Source organism: Undibacterium sp. Ren11W (genome assembly GCF_049340485.1).
In the GTDB taxonomy this organism is placed as follows: Bacteria; Pseudomonadota; Gammaproteobacteria; order Burkholderiales; family Burkholderiaceae_D; genus Undibacterium.
Map to the genome: position 1 here is coordinate 1,430,712 of NZ_JBMPPB010000001.1, position 19,223 is coordinate 1,449,934.

The following is a 19,223-nucleotide window of genomic DNA, read 5'->3' on the forward strand; positions in this document are numbered from 1 at the left end:
TCAGAGCTGACTTAATTATTCAGCGCCCATAGTCCATCCTGGCGCAGCGACTTAGTCTGCAGCACTGATTCCGGCAAAGAAATATGTAATGCAGCTAGCCGTTCAGGATCAATCAAGACGATGGGTTTTTGTTGCTTCAAGATCGATAGGACGTCTGGTTTTTTATGCGATTTGAGAATTTTAATCGCTTGTACTCCGGATAAATTCCCGACCACCCCGAAATCAGCACCTATATACAGGACCGCGCCCGGTACGCGTACCATGGCAAAACTGACGATAGGGAGATTGTATTCGGCACCAAAGTCGCTTAAATCCAGAGTTGGCTCATATTTACGCAAGCCATAATAAGTGTCTAGCGGCACCGCATACATTTGCGCGCCTTTACCGTTGTCCAATAATTCTTTAACTGAAGGAATAATGCTGTCCGCTTTATCGACAAGCTTGGACGATATTTGTATTCCCTCATGCTGGGCACTGACTCGGGCGCTCTCAACGTGCGCCACGCCATTGACATCATCGCTATGCACCATACCTATTTTTTTCACCTCTGGGAAAAGCTGATGAACTACCCGCATCGATTCCGCCATATCCATATACAAGGTAGCGCCAGTCACGCCTACCCCTGCATCTTGCAGAGAGGTGCAACCTGCATCAATTGGGTTGGCCACGGCCGTAAACACGACGGGGATATGTGCATCGCTGAGTATGGATCGGGTATATTTGGTGGCGGCCGACCCTATGGTCAACACCAGATCTGGTTTTGCCATAGTGATGCGTTCGGCTTCCTGTCTGAGCCTGAGCAAGACCCCGAATTTATCCCAAAAACTGCCGTTTTCTATATTGAAATCTAACTTCACACGGTTAATCTGCAGGTTCTCTCCCAGCACCAGACCATTATCTTTAAGCGTCGTTAAGAAGCCATCCAAGGACTGTTGATAGGGTTCAATATCGGTCACTTGCAAGACTTCTATTTTATACGTATGCACAACGTCCATCGTAGAAGGCGGCAGTAATTCCATAGACTGAGCAGGCAGGTTGCAGACCAGGCCGAGACACGCGATCATTTTCACAATTTTGTTCATTTCATTTCCCCTAGAATAAAAAATTTTCACATTTCGTCAATATCATCGACCTCAGCCGAGCTACTACACTCCCTGCAAAAACCTTGACTAGCTATATGCTTGCTGTCATTCGACTCACAGGAACAAAATTTAGACGTGACAAAACCGGCGCGTACTTCACTGTCGCGCTCGGCTTGTCCTAACAAAAAATACAGCGTTAAGGGGCGATAGCGGCGCGCATGCTTAGACCTATGCGTTGCTTTAGATTTTGAATTTTTGGATCAATCGCAGGCCCAGTGTCTGTCGCGATTTTCTTACCTAATGCGCTTTGCATTTCTGGTATCAAGGATTCAAATTTTTTCTTCACTGGCGACTCTAGTAAGGCAACAATCTGCCGCAATTCTTCTTCGCTAAATTTTTCTGCCATGATAGGTACAACAGTAGACGGTATCAATTTTTGCGCACTAGCGCGCACTAGTGGCGTCGTTTCAGCATAAAATTCTTTGGCGAACTCACCAATTTCCTTCATCGTCGCTTCCTGTTTTTCAGCCGAAGTACGTCCTTGTAATAAGGAGCGTGATTGCCGCAAGGATTCGGATACCGGCTCTTGCAACATAGTCAGACCAATATTTTCCACATGCCAGGATTGTAAAATCCGATTAATAAGTTGTTCTTTTGCCGGTGAAATTGTAGCTTGTGCATTTGCGCTGGCCGCCAGGCTCATAACGAACATGGCTATTACTGATCTAAACATGAAAACGACTCCATAAATTAAATAATGATAAAAATCTCTGCCTTCACCTGTAACACAAAGATTGGTACTAACAACTGCAAAAATCTAATTAAAACGGATGCGTATAGCTCATCCCAAAATAGCGCACAATCAAATCACCTTTCACATCCATGCCCGCATAGGGGTTGTAGATCAAATTGAAAAAATTATCGCAATTTAGATTGCAATCGGTTCGGGCAGGAACGTTATAGGTTCCCTTTAAGTAACTGGCGGCAACGTTCATCACTGCACCACTATCGAATTTATATTGAAAACCGACACTCTTAAGCTTGGTGTCTGGCATAGGAGAAAACAGAGATATTTTATCAGCCGGAATCGAACTCTTACGAGGCTCATAGCCAAGGCGTAACGCCAACTTATCAGTCACCTGTGCTTGCATACCAAAACCATAACTGATCACGTTTTGCATGCCCATATTCAAGGTCAGTTCACGCGGATTAGCAACCCCGAACAGACGCCCCATTTGCAGCAAAGCGATGTCCTGATCAAATTTCAAGGTGACCGTTTTCCACTTCGACCAATCGGCGTAACCTATGTCCATATTAAATTGCAGAAAATCGAGCGGCTTGACTTTAATCCCCATCTGCACGCGAGCAGGATGGTTAATCGAAGAAATCACACTACCAGTTTGAATCTCGGGAATTTGCTGTGGAAACCCAACAATGGCACCGGCGATAGGGCCAAGCAAACTTGAATTCATGCCTTTCACAAATTGCCTCAGCATAGGATCGGTATGAAATTCGTACTCACCTTTGTAAGTTGTGTTACTTCCGCCTTGATACACCAGGCCCATCCCAAACCAGCTCTTAGGTTCCCATAAAACGCCCAGATTAATGGTGGGCTCAAACGGCGCTGTCATGTCGACTTTAAAACTCGCTGCTTTTTTAAACGGATCTAGCATGCCCTCTTTGCCACCCGCGCATAGTCCGAAAAAAAAATTATCTATGACATTCGAATTACCTTCGGGACAAACGCCTTTCTGTAACTGCCCTACCGTCCCCAAAAGTTTATTTGGGAAGCGCATATCGGTATCAATTGCGAAGTTTGCATAGGCAATAGGTACAGAGACACCAACTCTCAAGGTATCTGAAACCTTGTAACCCACCGATGGGGACAGATAGACCAGGCGCTGAATATCCATCAACTTACCCTGATAACGACCAGGATCATTTTTATCCTGAGTACGGTCTATCGTAAACGCCATAGACAAATAAGTAAGGGTACCAAAAGTAAACGGAGAACCGGCTTCGTTCCAGGTATATCCCATACCAGGAACGACTACCGCAGGCAAACGCCAGTGCGGTACGCCGACTACCGGAATGTACATAGCCTGACGCACAGGACCGGTATGAGTACCATTTAAAGGGTCATCTTTAAAACCACCTAAATTCAGATCTGGAGCCGAGGTAAACGATGCTTTCGTGCGTATCGAAGCGATGAACACACTATCGGTTTTGGTATTACCTTCCATGCGTGCCAAACCAGCAGGATTCATGTGGATAGACTCGACACCCGGAGGATCAGCCGTAACCGCATTCCCCAGGGACATCGCGGTTGGACTGGCAACCAGGTTATCGGTCAAATCGGCACGCGCCGTTGGCAGCACACCAAGACCGAGCAAGCAAGTGACCAGCAAGCGTTGCCTTAGCAAGCCAGATACTCTTAAAGTAGTCATGACAATAGCGCCTGATTAAAACGACAAAGGCAAAGTCATATCCAAAGTAAAATTAGGCGAATTGGCGGTCAAGCCTATGCCTACCGAGGTATTGAGAGTGGTTTTTGGCGAGATACGATAACCCAAACCCAAGCTCAAAACACCAGAAGTCTGCGGCGTAGTATGGACAGCATAGGTATTTACACCATCAGTGAACCGCAGTTTAGAGCCCGCCGCGATAGACTCCTGAAATGACACCGAGGTCGTAATTGCATACGAGAGTGCATAAGCAAAACCGGCGCCGAATCCCATAGTCAGTCCAGGTCTTACTTCGGTAAGGATTTTGGACCCCATTACCTGGCTCAATTTCGTGGCTGGACGACTATAGGTCAGGTTAAAGGACCCAAAAATCGCCACTGGGTCAACGATTTTATTCACGTTCACGCCTCCACTAAAAGCAGTCACACCGGAACCGGTAGCGATTCCACTCCCGGCAACCACTTTAAATGGGCTAGTGCCGGTAGGCAGGCGTAAACCTGCATTCGCGGTTATCGAGGTGGAGTCACGTTTGGCCTCGAACGGCTGAAAACGGGCACCAAAACTCATATCACCAAATGAATTGGAGGTACCATCCAACACTTGTGACTGGGTATATTTACTCACGATAGGCAAAGTAAAGTTACCCGTTAAATTATTTAACAAGCCGTAATCAAGAGAAAATGTATTCGTTAACGTGTGCGAGTTAACATTCTCGATATTAAACAAAGTGGCACTTCCCGAAGACAAATCAGTATTGATTTTATCCTGACCTATGTATGCGTAATTGAGATCATAAATCAGTTGAAAAGCGCCCTTTTTAATCAGGGTGTAATCCTTATCAACCGATGTCAGTGTTTGCTTCAGCAAACTCGCCTGATCGCCATCTCCTTCTTTTTTTGCCAGTGCTTCGCGTGCCGCGGCATCCCCTGCTTTGGCAGCGTCGGCAGTCGGTGCTGCCACTGTAGCAGGGCTCTTAACTGTGGATGTTTCTTGAGACTGAACTGGCATGGCAACGGCAACAGCAAGCAAACCCAACATAGTATGAAACTTCATGAAAACTCCTGGTGACCTAATAAATAATTTTGTTTGCTTACGCATAGACTCTATGAAATTCGCATCATCGATGAATAATCGAGATGCCACCGTAGCCGTTAATCACGCGCTCCATCGGCAGCACTGTGCTCATCATTTGTAGTTGCCCCTTATCCTTGACTCTGTCCATGTCAGTGACGCCTAGCTCCATATCGGACAGTGCGAGTTGCCCCAAGATTGGGCGATTTTTAGGCGGATAAACGATGAAGAGGGTATTGCGATCCCAGAGAGTCGCGAACTCTTTGAGCGAGAAGACGATGTTGCCCGCAGATGGATCAGCTATAAATACGATGCCATCACGCACACCACGTAAGACCACAAAATGTTTGGCACCAGCGTAATCGATAGGAACGATAGCCGGATGCTCTAAGCTCAACAAATCTTTTATTTCGCCTCGAAAACCCGCGCTCTCAATATTTAAAGAGGCGACGTAGCGTTTCATATCCAACAAAGAGAAACCGCGGCGTGCAATAATTTTTTCTTTCTCGCCGCGCTCCAGCATTCCCTCCATCGCTTCCTGCTCTGTCACAGTCAACCCCAAGTGGAAATTCAGTATCGTGACTAGAGCAGCAGAACCACAACTATAATCAAAGGCCTGACGCGCGATGTGCTTGTACTTAAGTTCGGAGAACGGCTCCATCACGACCGACTGCGTGATCGGCCCACCACCGACGCCAGCCTGCTGTAATTCGAATTGATTTTGAGGACGGTCTAGTGGTTCATGTTTCGACCAAATTGCAGATCCGCCGACTAGGACTGCGACCAAACTAGCCAACAGCATCAGCATAACGGCACACCAGCCACTATCGTGCTCGCTACCTGCAAATTCAGTAAGGACAAGCTCGCTGCGTGCCCACCGGAAAACTGTATCCACTTGATGCTTTTCATACTGTCTCTTTAATCTTATATTTGTTCAACATCACCAACTGAACTCATTCAATGGCATCAATTACAGCATTCGCGTAGCGCCTGATCTCTATGGTCAAGTCGCAACACAAAAAAAATACACACCCACTCCATTTACGTAAATGACACTCAACACTAACGTGCATATCAAACAATTCGCAAGTTAGATTTTAGAGGTGAGCCTCAGGGATGCACACTTTTAAAATCTACTAGCATTCACGGAGTAAACCAGAATAAATCCGGACAAATTTTCGCTGATTTCAGGCTCATTTAAACTTCACATTCAGGTATTGAATCTGCATAGAGCCTATGCTACTAGAGCCAAGATCGACCTTGCCGGTAGGTGTGGTGAAGCTAATATTGTCAACATGCAGGCTGCCAGCGGGTGCATCTTTTTGTACATCTGGCCAAGCGATCCCCATCTGAAAACTCGAATTCCCATTGGCATCATTAACGACTCTGAACGAACCTGGCTGACTCGCCACATCGGCGATCACCCAAGGCGTCCCAGTACCGTCGGCATTGCTCACTTTAAACCCGTTCACAGCCATCTGACCGCTGCTATTGCCCCGCCCGTTCGGCTGCAAAAAAATATTTTCCGCCGACATCTTCAAAGCAAGTCCAAACGCCAGACCGCCAGACCCTGAGGTCGTCCATTGCATACTACTGCCCACGTAAGACATATTTTGATACGTCACACTGGTGCCTAAACTGCGTCCATTGGCTACGATCTCCAAATCGTAGGCATACTGCAAAGGATAATCGCTGGCAATGTCAGGCAAAGAGATATTGATGAGATCAGGCATACCAGGAACGCTGGGCAAAATATCAAATTTAACGCCTAGGGTTCCGGTCAATGCGACTTTATTTAATATGATGGAAGCGGGGTTATTGTCGCTATCATAGACACCCAGATTGATTGACCCGATATTGGCATTCAATCCGAGCAAAAAAGAGACGCCATCACGTCCCTGCACGTCGGACAGAGCATCATCGTTGAGTGTCTGCAGATTTGCGGCGACGCTTACGCTGCTTGCGGCAAATACCGGACACAGCAAGCTTGCCCGGAGGACGTGAAGGAGGTTCATGAACTCAGACTCTAGCGGCCAAGCGCCAGATTCGGTGGCAGCGCACCGACAATTGCCGTCAGTCTATCCCGAAAATTTAGCCAGGCACCCGTTTGCGCCAAAGTTGGTTGAGCCATGCCAGCGGCAGCTTGAAACTGCACCGGTGCGCTCAACATAGAGATCCAAAAATCCCGGCTGGGACCAGCAGCATTACCAGCAGTAACGCCACCGAGTTGCGACAATGCCAGGCAGCCAGAGCCGCCCGTCGGACAACTACCATCCCAGCGTTTACCGCTACCAATATTTGAATCGAGCACGCCAGCGGCGCCACCATCGACCAACATAGAACCGCTCAGTGAGGCGAGGCGCATACCGATGTCACCAGAAATCCCATCAAAACCAACACGCAATCCGACTACCTGGCTATTACCAACGCCGCCGGCATTGTTGTAGACAAATTCGAGGTACGGATTAGATATTTGCACCAGTCTTTGCGCGGCAGTGCCGTCGCTGCGACCAAATTGCAATGCCGGCATATTGATATCAGCACCCAGGCCATTGTTAGGCGCATAGTTGTACTGACCCAAAATTACATTCTTAAAATTCGCGTTGAGAGTGAGATCGGCATTAAGTGTAATGCGCGAAAAATCCAGCCCGTTGTAACTGCTATTACTTAAAATAGTCAGGCCCTGACCGCTCACGTCAGCTAGCTCTTGCTCGGATAATTCTAATGATTCTGCTCTGGCCGCAACGCAAAACGTCAAGCTGGCGCAGAGGCAAGTCAACATCAAAAATCTGTTTTTTCTTGGTCGCATGATTTTCACAGATCAAACCTATCCAGCAAAAGAAACATCGCAAGTGTTAAAAGCGCGTAGCGCAAAAGCAAAGATATGTCAGAAAAAGAGACGGCTTTCGATTCGCATCGATCGTCGCCTCTTTTCTTTAGCTAGCTCTCAAAAAAGAGCTTAACTATCTAGCTTAGTGAGCCCAGATATATACGGTAGTGCCTTGCAATTTGATGTCATTCATAGCGAATGAACCATAAGATGCTGCGCTGTTACCCATTTTGATAGAAGCAACAGACATGTTCAACTCATGACCAGCAGCCACAGTGATTTGTGGAATCGCGATTTTCACGACGTCGCCAGCTGGCATGAAAGCAGCTAAACCAGTACCACCAGTAACACCCAATACGGATGCAGGACCGCTTGCGGCGCTAGCATCAGCTTGGAAGCTTGCGTTGTTGATGATATCGATAGTGGCAGCGAATGAACCTGTAATAGCGATGTTGTTGAAGCTTACTTTACCACCAGTAGCATCAGTATCTGTGTAGACAAAAGAACCGACATTGATGTTCAGGTTAGCGGCGATAGATACACCGTCTTGACCGCTGACTTGGCTCAGATCGGAGTCTTCAATTGTTGTCATGGCAGATGCTGCCATTGCGAAAGACGACAGAGCTGCAGCGAGTGCGAGTTTTTTGATCAGTTTCATGGTAAGTCTCCAGTTATTATTAAATTTATTTTTAAATTTTTTATTGAATTTTTTTAAGTATCTTTAAAACTTTTACCTCAACGAACACATTGCTCAATGCGTCTTTTGGAAACATTTTGCGATGCCAGACCATGCGCTCCACAGTCATTGATGCTCGGCTACACAACGGATTTTGAATTAAATCATGGTCGCTGCGTCACGTAATAAAGACTAATGGAATTGTTTTTGCGCTCACAGATTTTATTTAGAGTATTTACTCGGATATTTCCTGCGTGCGATAAATTTATGCACGCATTTAAAATAAAACAGACCCTTTTAACCTATCAATTTCACCCGCTTTTATCTATGAAATTTTCAGCGAATAACGAGAATCAAAAATCGCAGTTAAATCAAAAAAAATACAAAGAAAAAAAACAACATGCATAAACAGATGATGTGCGAAAGTTTCTGAGCAGAATATTTACAAGAAAATTTACAAGAAAACTTATCAAAAAATTGATCTGTACTTTTTTTAAATCGGTAAATAGCCAGATATCTAACCAAAAAAAATGAGTCAGTCGAAAGATCGTCCATCGCTTCATCATAAAAAAAGCCTGGATCAATTAAGCTCAAGCCACTACAGAAATTCATTCTGACGTGGGGATTACTCCGTCTATTCTTTAAGCGGTCTATGTACTTTCACCGCGCTTATCGAGCATTAATAAATAAGACCTGATAGCCAAGCAATTACTCAATTATTTTCAGTGCGCCAAACCAATCATTGCCAAAGCCGGGACCAAGCAAAGACAAGGCAAATATCTATTTGCCTAAAATCTGATGAATGAGCGCTCCCAATTAGGTAAATAGGCTTCTGCATTTTTTGCAGACGAACAGCATACAAAAAAAATCAGCAAGCCGAAATCTCAGCTATTTTTCTGATGATTTTTCTGTTGTTGTTTTTTTTATGAGAAACGAATGACGCGTGCTTTTTTTTAGCATTTCTATGTATTCAATGGCGTCAAAGCGTAACGCGATCATAGAGAAAACAGTGCGGACCGCTGATCTATTTTTTTGACAGTTTTTTTCAAAAAATGAGCGCAATTTATTACCCACCAGAAATCTGGAATAAATATTCTAAATAAAATCTGTGAGTGTAAAAACAATTCAATTAATCTTTATTACGTGATGCAGCGAGACGGAGCAAAACGCAAAATCTCTTGCAACACCTAGCAACACTGACGCTAATAGCCAGCGCCTTGTGAAGCGAGATGTCTTCCGAAGCGACATAGAACATCATGTTTGCTTGAGTAAAAAAACCTAGAAAACTAAATTAAATAACTGGAGATTTACTATGAAACTGATCAAAAAACTCGCACTCGCAGCAGCTTTGTCTTCTTTCGCAATGGCAGCATCTGCCATGACAACAATCGAAGATTCCGATCTGAGCCAAGTCAGCGGTCAAGACGGTGTATCTATCGCCGCCAACCTGAACATCAATGTCGGTTCTTTTGTCTACACAGACACTGATACTGCTGGTGGTTCTGTAAGCTTCAACAACATCGCTATCACAGGTTCATTCGCTGCGACTATCGACATCATCAACAACGCAACTTTCCAAGCTGACGCTAGCGCCGCAAGTGGCCCTAACTCAGTATTGGGTGTTACTGGTGGTGCTGGTTTAGCTGCTTTCATGCCAGCTGGCGATGTCGTAAAAATCGCTATTCCACAAATCACTGTGGCTGCTGGTCATGAGTTGAACATGTCCGTTGCTTCTATCAAAATGGGTAACAGCGCAGCATCTTATGGTTCATTCGCTATGAATGACATCAAATTGCAAGGCACTACAGTGTATATCTGGGCTCACTAATCTTTAGTTTCGACTAAAGTATAGCCAGAAGATGGCGGACATCGACTTAGCTTGATGTCCGCCATCTTCTGTTGGTAGCAACCAGCGCTGGCCTGGCGCATAATACAAATCATGCAAATCATGACGGGTGGATACCATGGAATGGCTTAAACAAAATCAAAAAAAATCTCTGCTTGGTCAATTATTGATCAGTAAAAAACTGATCTCTGAAGAGCAACTGACAGAGGCGATCAAGTTACAAAAAGAGACCGGGCAACGCTTAGGTGATATTTTCGCCGAGTGGAATCTGATTACCCAGCGCCAGATACAAGGCATATTGCGCAAGCAGCGCACCCTGCGTTTGACCGCCACCATTGCCAGCTCTTTACTGGCACCGATCCAAGCCTATGCCGCCGTGGTGCCAGCACCGGTGACGCAGCTAACGCAAACCTCAAACAGCCAGGGCCAAAACAATTGGCGCACACTGACCGAGCAAGAGCTCTCAGAAATATCGGGCCAGGGTATACTCGATGACACCCTCAACGACGCCCTCAATCTGAACCCGCAAAACGACAATAACCGCAATTTTCAGAACACCCAACATCAGCAAGTCAATCTGCAACAGCGTAAAGACCCGGGTCTACAGGTCTTGGGCAGCGTCGCCAAATTAATGAATCCCATGCTGATGATGCTCGATGCCAAAACCACTATCTCGGATGTGGTCTACGACTCAGCCAATGCGGCGGCCGTGATCAATAAAGATGGTTCTATCACGCTGAATCTGCCAAGTTCTATTGGTGAAATGAAGTTTGAAAACATCCGCATCAAAGGCAGTACCGGACCCAGCTTTGGCAGCATAGACATCAAGGGCATCGATTTGCGTGGCACCACGCTGACCATCAAATCACATTAATTTTTATCGCGCAAAATGACCGTATTGCAGAGCCGCAGAGATAACCATTCAGGTCAACTCTACCTCTCTGCATTTTTATATTTTGCGCGCTGTATGTCAACCGCCCACTGGCAATAGCAAAAACCCCGCGCCAGTCTGGCCTCACTCTCTGCTCAATTAAATTGAACTATTCGTGCAAGCGCCCGCCTAACTGGCAAATGCCGTAAAATTCGTGACGCAATAAAACCAGTTCATTTAGATTTTTGCAGGAAATTTTGTATGTATTCATTCTTAGGTAACGGCACCCGCCGCGTGGCGATGGCAGTCGCGACTATCGCCCTACTCTCCGGCTGTGCTGGAAATAAATCTGTCACCTTACAGCAAGAAGAATTTGGCGCTAGCAACGTCTTCTCTAACACCTTTGCCGGCTCAGAAACAGCGGCGTGCGAAGCGGCCAGGCGAGCCTTATTGAGCCAGGGCTATGTAATTTACGACGCCAAGTCCTCGTATATCAAAGGTCGCAGAAAATTTCAACGCGATAGCGATGTCCATGTAGAAATCGATTTTACCGTGGTCTGCGCTAAAGATGGCAAAGGCAGTAATAGCAGCAGCGTGTTTGCCAATGCGGTACTGGATCGCTACACCCTCAAAAAGAGCAGCAACGCCAGCTTAGGGGTGGGTGGTTTTGGCTCGGTCTCGCTGCCTTTCGGTGCTAGCGATGATGCGCTGGTCAAGGTATCGAGCGAAACAGTAGCCACCGGGAAGTTTTACCAGCGTTTTTTTGAGCTGCTAGAGCGCTATATGGATGACTCATCGATCGATAGCGATGAGAGCGAAACGATGAAAAAAGACCTGGCCACCAGCGCAAACCCGATTGTGAAGAAGCCCGACTCTAAAACGGAACAAAATTAAACGGCATAGCGCCACCAAAAATAAAAAAGGCAGCCGAGGTTGCCTTTTTGCATACAAAGAATAATCTCAATTAACGCTTACCCGCCGCAGTTGCTGGCAAATAATTCAGTGGATCGTTCATGCCAGCGGCATACGCGGTCTGCACCGAGCGTGGGCGCAAGCAAGTTGCGCTCAGCACTTTAACGTCAGGTGAGATTTCATTCACGCACACTTGCAGATCTTGGACTTTGTTTTGCGGGATACCGGCTGCAGCGGCGATAGACACCACCGTATGCAAGTTGGCACCGTGAGCGATCAGGGTATCGACAGTGTATTGCAAATCATTACTGGAAGTAAGCGCAGTAAAGATACCGTCCATAGAAATATCGACCGCAGCCTTAGGCGCTTGCGCCTGAGCCAGCGACAAAGTTACCAACAAAGCCGCACCAACTACCGTATTTTTTATCATTTTCTTCATCGCATATCTCCTCGTTAAGACAAACCACTTTGTCTGACCCGTCTGATTCTAAATAAAGTCGGCATAAATTCAAAGCACTAATTGCTCAGCATCAAAAAATCCATGAATTCAGAAAAATCAATAGTGATCAGCATGGCAACTATTGATTTTCAAAACGACCTGGCCAGACGCGCATAGTCCATGCGCCTTGCAGGTCAGGCAGGCTGGAAACCCGCATGGACTATGCGCAAGCGGCCTATGCCCATTTTCAAAACTAAGCAGCGTCGGCTAATGGCGCTATCGTCGTGGCATTGAGTAAATCGACGATCTCCTGGTCGATTTGCAAGGCATAGGCTGGCGGTATCACCAGCGTCGTGATTTGCTGCAAGCGCGCATACGGCAAATCTTTTAGCATCAGCCTATCGATACGGGTTGCCTCTAGGGGATGGGTGGCGGCCTCGTACAAGATCACCTCATGATCTAGCGGATAATCGCGCGCCAGCTTATCGACCAAAATCTGCAAACGGGCCTGATTGGTGTCAAAACGTTTCATGCTCAGCTCGCCCGCCAGGCCCGGCTGCCACAAGATCAGCAACGCGGACGGATCAATCTTGCGCTGATAAATCATGTACTGGGTGGTTTCCATAGATTGCATACCGAACTTGGCCGGATCGATGCCGATATCGGCCACCAGACAATCTTCGGCCGAGATCCCCGGCTCCATCACCGCACTAAAACCCTCGGCGCGCGCGTCCGCTATCGCCATATGCGAAATGCAAGCAAATATACCTGGGTGGCCGTAAAAAGCGGCGCACACCGTCTTACCGGCACGCACATGCTCCATGATAGTTGCGGTCATGCGTATATAAGTATCGCGGCGGTTTTTACCGTCTACATCGCAATCGCTGTAATGGCCGAGCAGGCAGATGTATTCTTTGGCGACGCCCTGCAGCCATTTGCGTGCAAAAATATTCGGCACCGCGGCGATCACGACATCGGCTGTTTCTATATGGCTCAGGGCGATAGGCGTCATCTGCCCGGCCATGCGCATGCCTGTGCCTACGCAAATTAATTTGCCGATTTTTGCTGTGTTCATAATCTTAAAATGTGAGGAAGTGATTGATTGATACTGCGATTGATAGCGACACTTAATGGCAGGCCTAGCCTGCCATTTTTATTGATACAGCGAGACGCGGTTACGGCCTTCTGTTTTGGAGAAATACAGGGCTTTATCGGCGGCCGCCAATGTATCTTCAAATTCTTTTAATTCGCGCATGCCGCAGCTGGCGACCCCAAAACTGGCCGTAATCGGAAAGGCAAAACCGCTGGGATTGCTGTCGATGGCGGCAATCGCGGCGCGGCAGCTTTCGGCCAGCGCCAGCGCCTGATGCTGATCGAACTTAGGCAGGCAGATGGCAAATTCTTCTCCGCCTAAACGCCCCAGCATCTCGGCTTTGGGCAAGAGCGCTTTGACCTTGTCACTGACCGATTTCAGCACCCAATCGCCGACCGAATGACCGAAGCTATCGTTGATGTTTTTAAAGTGATCCATGTCAAACAAAATCACACTGATACTGCCGGCGCTTTTGTCAAACTGCTGCATGCCGCAGGCGACAAAATGGCTGCGATTACTCACCTGGGTTAAACCGTCTATCTGCGAAGAGAGGCGAAATAGATTTTTTTGTTTGAGGGTTTTAAAACTCCAGGCAGCGAGTACCGCCATCAGGATGGCACCGAGGGCAATCAACATCAGCAGATTTTGGTTATTCTTTTGCTCGAGTTGTTTCTCGGTGCGCAGAATTTTATTTTTTTGTTCCAGCAAAGTGAGTTGATTGGCCTTGTCCTGGGTATCGAATTTAACCCTTTGATACGCCAGATTTTTATGCAACTGATCATCCAAGACCTTCTTTTTCAGCGCCAGATTGATGTCGTAATAGTCGAGGGCACTTGCCATATTTCCTTGGGCGCGCTTGATCTTGGCCAAGGTTTCGCTAGACTTTTCCATAAGCTGAACAACATCTTCCAATTTTGCACTTTGATATGCTTGCAAAGCATAACGCTCAGCTTGCACAAGATCATTCTTTTTTAGATATGCGCGAGCGATCGCGTCCTCTAATTGAGTCACAAAATCTGAAGTCTGATTCGATTTTGCAAACTCGAGCAATAAAGGAATCCCTGCACTTATACCTAATTCGGCCGATCCTGAATCAACCAAATCAATTGCAGCCATTGCTTTGATCATCAACGTAATAATTTTGCTACCAGTTGCATCGCAGACTTTAATTGCCTCCGGCACTAGAGATCGCGCACGGTCGTTTTCGCCTCGCAAAAAATTGATTTCGATAATATCTGCAATACCCGTACATTTTGCGACGCTAAAACTATCTGTACCAAGAGCATACATACGTTCAGCATATTGCATTGATTCATCATAAGCCTTCAGTGAATTATCTAATACAACTGCCGCCTGTAATATTTGTACGACACTATTAATATCCGTTAACTTTGGCAGCAACAAAATACCCTCGTTCATTGCAACTAGGGCGTTCTCGTAATCACCAAGACTATTATATCCATCAGATAATAAATAGATAAATCCAGCGCGGACGTTTGGATCTTTAATTTGATCAATAATCGATTTAACCAATGCAACTTGTTCTTTATACTTGCTTGTAAAAGAGAACGAAGACGCCAAGAGCAAATAATATTTTTGCTTTTGTTTTTCGCTAAATGTTTTCTCAAATTGACGTAATTTTTCAAACGTTTGAGAAGCATTTTGAGGCGCGACCTTTAAATCGTCGCTTACCTCTTTTAAAAGAACATCAATCGCACTATTCGCTTCTGCATAGGTATTTATTGGATGAGTAAATCCAAATGCTATCGAAATAATTAAGAACCCCTTAAGAAAAAAAGCCCTCAACTCTATCGGCAGAATTTTCATTAATTTTAAAATGACGAAATTGTTACTTTAATAGACGGAAGCGCATCTGCAGAAATTCCCAATAAATCCGCTATCTTTTTCTTATCGCCAGACATCACAGCCGCTTTTTCTTCTGGCGTTAATCCGAACTTTTTCATCGCTGCTTTTGGGTCTTTGGCGTGCGCTTCACGTGCTGCGGCATCTTTGTCCAGGGTGTTGAGGTAATCGAGTAATTTTGACATTTTTAAGCTTAATATTTATGCGTGGAAATAATTTGTAATAAATTGCAACAGAGGATTCTAGTGCATTTTTGTAGTCATGAGAGAAATATTATTCGGCTCGCATCTGAGCTACAGCTAGGCCATGCGTCTTTAGTGCGGCATCTCTACAACACACGCAGAAAAATCCATCGTAGCAATACGCCTGCGCTGATACCAGCGCCGCGCTGTCTTCTGATTTTTTATCGCAACTCTTGATCATCCGGGCATTGCGGCGGCAAGCCCAGCTTGATGCCATCGAGATCCTTGAGTTCACGTAAATTACTCACGCGCCCGACAAAGGGGCTGCGCTCGCTCCAGCCATCGTCGCGCGCAGGCACCAGCCAATAACCGTCTTCGTCACGCGCTATCCAAAAACGCGGTTGCTGCATATATTCGTAAAGCGTGATCACGGCTAGCCTCTCAATATTTAAATGTCAAACACAGAAAATACCGGATAGCGCAGCCATTCTGGCTCGTGATGGCGTTTGCCCTTGCTGAAGATAAATCCCAATACCGCATCCTGATCGTTTAATAGCTCAGGATTTTGGGTCTTCCAGAGAGCAAACTTGGCTTTGAGTTCCGGTTCTTGCTCCAGCATCTCTAGTGCGCTGTCTTCAAACACGTAATCTGAGTAAGCTTCTTTTTTCTCCAGCACGCTATTGAAAAAACCCCATCTGAAAAAGCTGTCATGTGCTTGCGGCTCTAGGGTCTCTACTGCGTAACGGGCATTTTCCTGATTCAGATACACCAACACATCACCGGCACGCGCCAGAACAGTGTCAGTCTGCGTTGTGATTTCGACGGCATCGTGAAACATATGCCCCTCATAAGGCGTGCTACGCGAGCCTATATTTTTAAAATGCGTGCTTTGCACCTGCATGGTCTGGTCGGCAGTGAGGGTGTGCAGTTCCAATTTATTCCATTGCAGACGCTGTATCACTTCGCGCCAGGCTTGCGGTATCAGGTAGGCCTTGGGGGTAGCAATCACAGTCTCCGCGACAAAGTGATCGTAGTAGGCAATGTCTTTTTCCCAGGGCTGGCTACGGTCATACGAGAGGCGCGTGTAATTGCCCAGTTTGCTGGGGCTATACACGGCTTGATAACCTTTGAAGCGAAAACTCGATACCTGGCTGTGATCGGCCTTCCATTGCACAGGCCATTGCCTTCTTTGGCTGGCAGCTAGCTTGGCGGCGGCGCGCAAAGTCTGGATCTGCGCTGCGTTAGTGACGGTAAATTCCAGCACTACCTCGACCAGCGTGCGCATAGAGGCATAACGATCAGCATAGGGTTTAAGCATATGGGTTTCGGGCATGAAACCTATGCAGTGATGCAGAGCGGCGTAACCAGTAGAAAAACGTGGCACTTCTAAAAAATCTTCTATGCCGTCATCCGGCGTCAGCTTTACCGGATTAACGTAGGGGCAAGTGGGCCAGCCGCGCTGCTCCATCTCCTGGTAAATCGCGGGCAGCATGCTGTTGCGCAAAAAGGGGCCGAGACCGTCGCCGAGCTTATCGGCCTGGGTCTGTATCAGCGTCATGGTATAGCTGTAGTCGGCACCGTTGGAGGTATGGGTATCGACCATCACATCCGGGTCCCAGCTAGTGAAAAACTGATTAAATACCTGCGCTGCGAGGCTGTCGCATTTAATAAAATCGCGATTCAAATCGAGATTGCGGCCATTGGCGCGAAAGCCAAATAACTCGGGGCCATCTTGATTGACACGTGAGGTATTTTGCCGATTCAAGCAGCCATCGACGTTGTAAATCGGGATGAATAAAAATACGGTCGTGCCGAGCGCCGCCAGACGTTCTGGCTGGGTGCAAAAATCTCTGACTAAGGCCATGCAGGCATCAATACCCTCCGGTTCGCCCGGATGAATGCCGTTGTTATTAAAAAACACTGGCCGCGCTGCGGCCTTGATCTGCGCACGTTCAAATACGCCATCGCTGCTGATCACGCCGGCATGCATGGGGATGCCATTGTCGGAGACGCCGATCTGGGCAAACTGCAAAATCTGCGGGAACGCGGCAGCCAGTTGTTGGTAAAACGGGATGCATTGTTCCCAAGTGCTGGTTTGATTCTGATTACCTAACTCGTAGGGCGTCGGATAGACGCTGGCAGAACTGGCGGTATGATTGAAGATGGCGGACATAGCGGCACTTTCTTTTTGCTATAGATATCGGGTAGAAAATCGTGGCGCAGATTGTAGCATTTGGTAGAGAAATGCTAGGCTTTTCTGTGACGCAAGCAGCATAAATCGGGTACATTGGCGCTCCCTGCCCTAAGCACTGTTGAAATTACCATGCAAGCCGAAGATCTCTTATTACTCGTCAGCCGTGAAATGCCTTACGGCAAATATCAGGGGCGCTTGATTGCCGACTTGCCCGGGCATTATCTGGGCTGGTTCGCGCGCGAGGGTTTCCCTAAGGGCGAGATCGGCAGATTACTGGCCTTGATGTATGAGATCGATCACAATAATCTGGGTGCATTGCTGGTACCCTTGCGCGGAAAAACGGCACCGCGCCCGCGCTAAACTCAGTTCAGCTAAGGGTTCATCAAACTCTGTACCCGCTTGCGGACAAAGTTGATATGACTGCGCAGGCCGTACAACTCTTCGGCATACGAGAGCGGTATCGAGATGCGATTGACTTTTTCTTCTATCTCATCAAGATTTTTTAATTGTTGTTGCGCCACTTGCTGACGCTGTTCTGGCGCCACCTCGTCTAGCGCCTGCTCGACCAGACGCAATTTGCCATACCACTGATACACGCGTGAACGGATGCGCCACACGTACAGTGGCGGGATGATTTTAGACAGTGGCAGAAACAGCGCACCGGCCGCTAAAAACACCACCCACATGCGCTCGACAAAATTGGCCAGCCAAAAGCTCAGGTAGCGCTGAAAAAATGGTGGGCCATTTTTATAGAATTTCTCAGCCTGTGCAGCCACCGGGATCTCGCTGTAACGATCAGACGGAAACTCGCCCTGCTTACTGAACCAGCCAGCGCCGCCGTGTATCTTTTGCGCGGCCTGTAGCAATTGTCCTATCAGCGCCGGATGCAGGCTCTCGTGCGCCACCAGCGTAGCGGTAGGCGAGATCAAATGAACATCACGCGAAGGGATATTTTTGCCGAAATCAACAATGCCACGTGGCAGCACCACATGCGATAAAAACGGGAAACGACGGCTGTATGCCTCGGCCTGAGTAAAATCAAACAGCTGTATGCCGGGCGTCTGCAATAGCATTTGCAGTATTAGCGAATCGGGTGCCGAGCTCATGATGAGGGCATCGATCTTGCCATCTAGCAGTGCCACGGTGGCTGGAGTATTGGCGAGCCGCGAGAGCTGCACATCCGACTCTTGCATGCCATTGACATCAAGAATTTGTTTAAACAACCTAGCTCCTCCCATGCCCTCGCTGCCTACATTAATCCTTTTATTTTTAAATTGGGTGATGCTAGTGAGTTCTTTTTTGTCGCGGTAAAAAATCCAGATAGGCTCATAAAATAAACTGCCCAGCGACACTAAACCCTTGCTACGCGCCTCGGCCTCATCGGTAGAGCCGCTCTGTACGAAACCGATTTCTATCACCGAATCGGGGTCGCTAATTTTATCCAGATTTTCTTGTGAGCCTTGCGAGGCCTGTAAGTTGAGGCTGATCTGGTTCTTCGCCATTTCTGCGGCGTAGCGCTTGGCGTAAGCCTCATAGGCGCTATTCTCTTGGCCGGTAATAAAATCGATCTGGCGTGGTGGTGCCGGATCAACCAGTTTATACGCCAAGCCACCCACCACCAGTATCATCAGCAGCATAGGGCCAAACGCGATTAACAGATCGCGCAAGGAGAACAGAGTGAATTTAATTTTCGACATGG

At 47.2% G+C, this 19,223-nt stretch carries 19 protein-coding genes; 4 read left to right on the forward strand and 15 right to left on the reverse strand.

Annotated features, from left to right (window positions below; translation table 11 throughout):
• Positions 1-11 precede the first annotated feature (11 nt).
• From ACO0K8_RS06385 to ACO0K8_RS06420, 8 genes are all read right to left on the reverse strand, one after another.
• Positions 12-1,082 (reverse strand): ABC transporter substrate-binding protein, encoded by a 1,071-nt coding sequence (locus ACO0K8_RS06385; protein ID WP_422945781.1) that lies wholly within the window; start codon positions 1,080-1,082, stop codon positions 12-14.
• 196 nt (positions 1,083-1,278) lie between these two features.
• The gene (locus tag ACO0K8_RS06390; protein ID WP_422945782.1) at positions 1,279-1,815 is read right to left on the reverse strand and encodes a DUF2059 domain-containing protein; all 537 of its coding nucleotides are present in this window, start codon (positions 1,813-1,815) and stop codon (positions 1,279-1,281) included.
• Between the two features lie 88 nt (positions 1,816-1,903).
• Entirely contained in the window at positions 1,904-3,529 is a 1,626-nt protein-coding gene (locus ACO0K8_RS06395; RefSeq protein WP_422945783.1) for an OmpP1/FadL family transporter, read from the reverse strand.
• Between the two features lie 15 nt (positions 3,530-3,544).
• The gene (locus tag ACO0K8_RS06400) at positions 3,545-4,600 is read right to left on the reverse strand and encodes a transporter (RefSeq protein WP_422945784.1); all 1,056 of its coding nucleotides are present in this window, start codon (positions 4,598-4,600) and stop codon (positions 3,545-3,547) included.
• Between the two features lie 64 nt (positions 4,601-4,664).
• Positions 4,665-5,426 (reverse strand): C39 family peptidase, encoded by a 762-nt coding sequence (locus tag ACO0K8_RS06405; protein ID WP_422945785.1) that lies wholly within the window; start codon positions 5,424-5,426, stop codon positions 4,665-4,667.
• 385 nt (positions 5,427-5,811) lie between these two features.
• Positions 5,812-6,633 carry a DUF6160 family protein gene (locus ACO0K8_RS06410; RefSeq protein WP_422945786.1) on the reverse strand — a complete coding sequence of 274 codons (822 nt, stop codon included), beginning with the start codon at positions 6,631-6,633 and terminating at the stop codon, positions 5,812-5,814.
• Positions 6,634-6,644: 11 nt separating this feature from the next.
• Positions 6,645-7,400, reverse strand: a complete 756-nt coding sequence (locus ACO0K8_RS06415) for a hypothetical protein (protein WP_422945787.1) — start codon at positions 7,398-7,400, stop codon at positions 6,645-6,647.
• Positions 7,401-7,590: 190 nt separating this feature from the next.
• A complete protein-coding gene (locus ACO0K8_RS06420) occupies positions 7,591-8,106 on the reverse strand; it encodes a DUF6160 family protein (protein WP_422945788.1) in 516 nt (171 codons plus the stop codon).
• A gap of 1,330 nt (positions 8,107-9,436) precedes the next feature.
• On the opposite strand from ACO0K8_RS06420, the gene ACO0K8_RS06425 reads away from it, so the two are divergent.
• From ACO0K8_RS06425 to ACO0K8_RS06435, 3 genes are all read left to right on the forward strand, one after another.
• Positions 9,437-9,952, forward strand: coding sequence for a DUF6160 family protein (locus tag ACO0K8_RS06425; RefSeq protein ID WP_422945789.1), 516 nt, complete (start codon positions 9,437-9,439; stop codon positions 9,950-9,952).
• 136 nt (positions 9,953-10,088) lie between these two features.
• Positions 10,089-10,844, forward strand: coding sequence for a hypothetical protein (locus tag ACO0K8_RS06430; protein ID WP_422945790.1), 756 nt, complete (start codon positions 10,089-10,091; stop codon positions 10,842-10,844).
• A 258-nt stretch (positions 10,845-11,102) separates the two neighbouring features.
• Entirely contained in the window at positions 11,103-11,735 is a 633-nt protein-coding gene (locus tag ACO0K8_RS06435; RefSeq protein ID WP_422945791.1) for a DUF2242 domain-containing protein, read from the forward strand.
• 70 nt (positions 11,736-11,805) lie between these two features.
• Here the strand turns inward: ACO0K8_RS06435 and ACO0K8_RS06440 are convergent, their stop codons facing one another.
• The 6 genes from ACO0K8_RS06440 to ACO0K8_RS06465 form a co-directional block, all read right to left on the reverse strand.
• Complete coding sequence (locus ACO0K8_RS06440) at positions 11,806-12,192, reverse strand: hypothetical protein (protein WP_422945792.1); 387 nt, start codon at positions 12,190-12,192, stop codon at positions 11,806-11,808.
• Positions 12,193-12,445: 253 nt separating this feature from the next.
• A complete protein-coding gene (locus ACO0K8_RS06445; protein ID WP_422945793.1) occupies positions 12,446-13,267 on the reverse strand; it encodes an SAM-dependent methyltransferase in 822 nt (273 codons plus the stop codon).
• Positions 13,268-13,345: 78 nt separating this feature from the next.
• Positions 13,346-14,704: a GGDEF domain-containing protein gene (locus ACO0K8_RS06450; protein WP_422945794.1), complete on the reverse strand. Its 1,359-nt coding sequence runs from the start codon at positions 14,702-14,704 to the stop codon at positions 13,346-13,348.
• A gap of 413 nt (positions 14,705-15,117) precedes the next feature.
• A complete protein-coding gene (locus tag ACO0K8_RS06455) occupies positions 15,118-15,333 on the reverse strand; it encodes a hypothetical protein (RefSeq protein WP_422945795.1) in 216 nt (71 codons plus the stop codon).
• A 218-nt stretch (positions 15,334-15,551) separates the two neighbouring features.
• Positions 15,552-15,761 carry a hypothetical protein gene (locus ACO0K8_RS06460; protein WP_422945796.1) on the reverse strand — a complete coding sequence of 70 codons (210 nt, stop codon included), beginning with the start codon at positions 15,759-15,761 and terminating at the stop codon, positions 15,552-15,554.
• Positions 15,762-15,778: 17 nt separating this feature from the next.
• A complete protein-coding gene (locus ACO0K8_RS06465) occupies positions 15,779-17,503 on the reverse strand; it encodes a M14 family zinc carboxypeptidase (protein ID WP_422945797.1) in 1,725 nt (574 codons plus the stop codon).
• 150 nt (positions 17,504-17,653) lie between these two features.
• Between ACO0K8_RS06465 and ACO0K8_RS06470 the strand changes: the two genes are divergently transcribed.
• A complete protein-coding gene (locus tag ACO0K8_RS06470) occupies positions 17,654-17,884 on the forward strand; it encodes a DUF3820 family protein (RefSeq protein ID WP_422945798.1) in 231 nt (76 codons plus the stop codon).
• An 11-nt stretch (positions 17,885-17,895) separates the two neighbouring features.
• On the opposite strand, the gene ACO0K8_RS06475 is transcribed toward ACO0K8_RS06470, so the two are convergent.
• The gene (locus ACO0K8_RS06475) at positions 17,896-19,221 is read right to left on the reverse strand and encodes a TAXI family TRAP transporter solute-binding subunit (RefSeq protein WP_422945799.1); all 1,326 of its coding nucleotides are present in this window, start codon (positions 19,219-19,221) and stop codon (positions 17,896-17,898) included.
• Between the last annotated feature and the right edge of the window lie 2 nt (positions 19,222-19,223).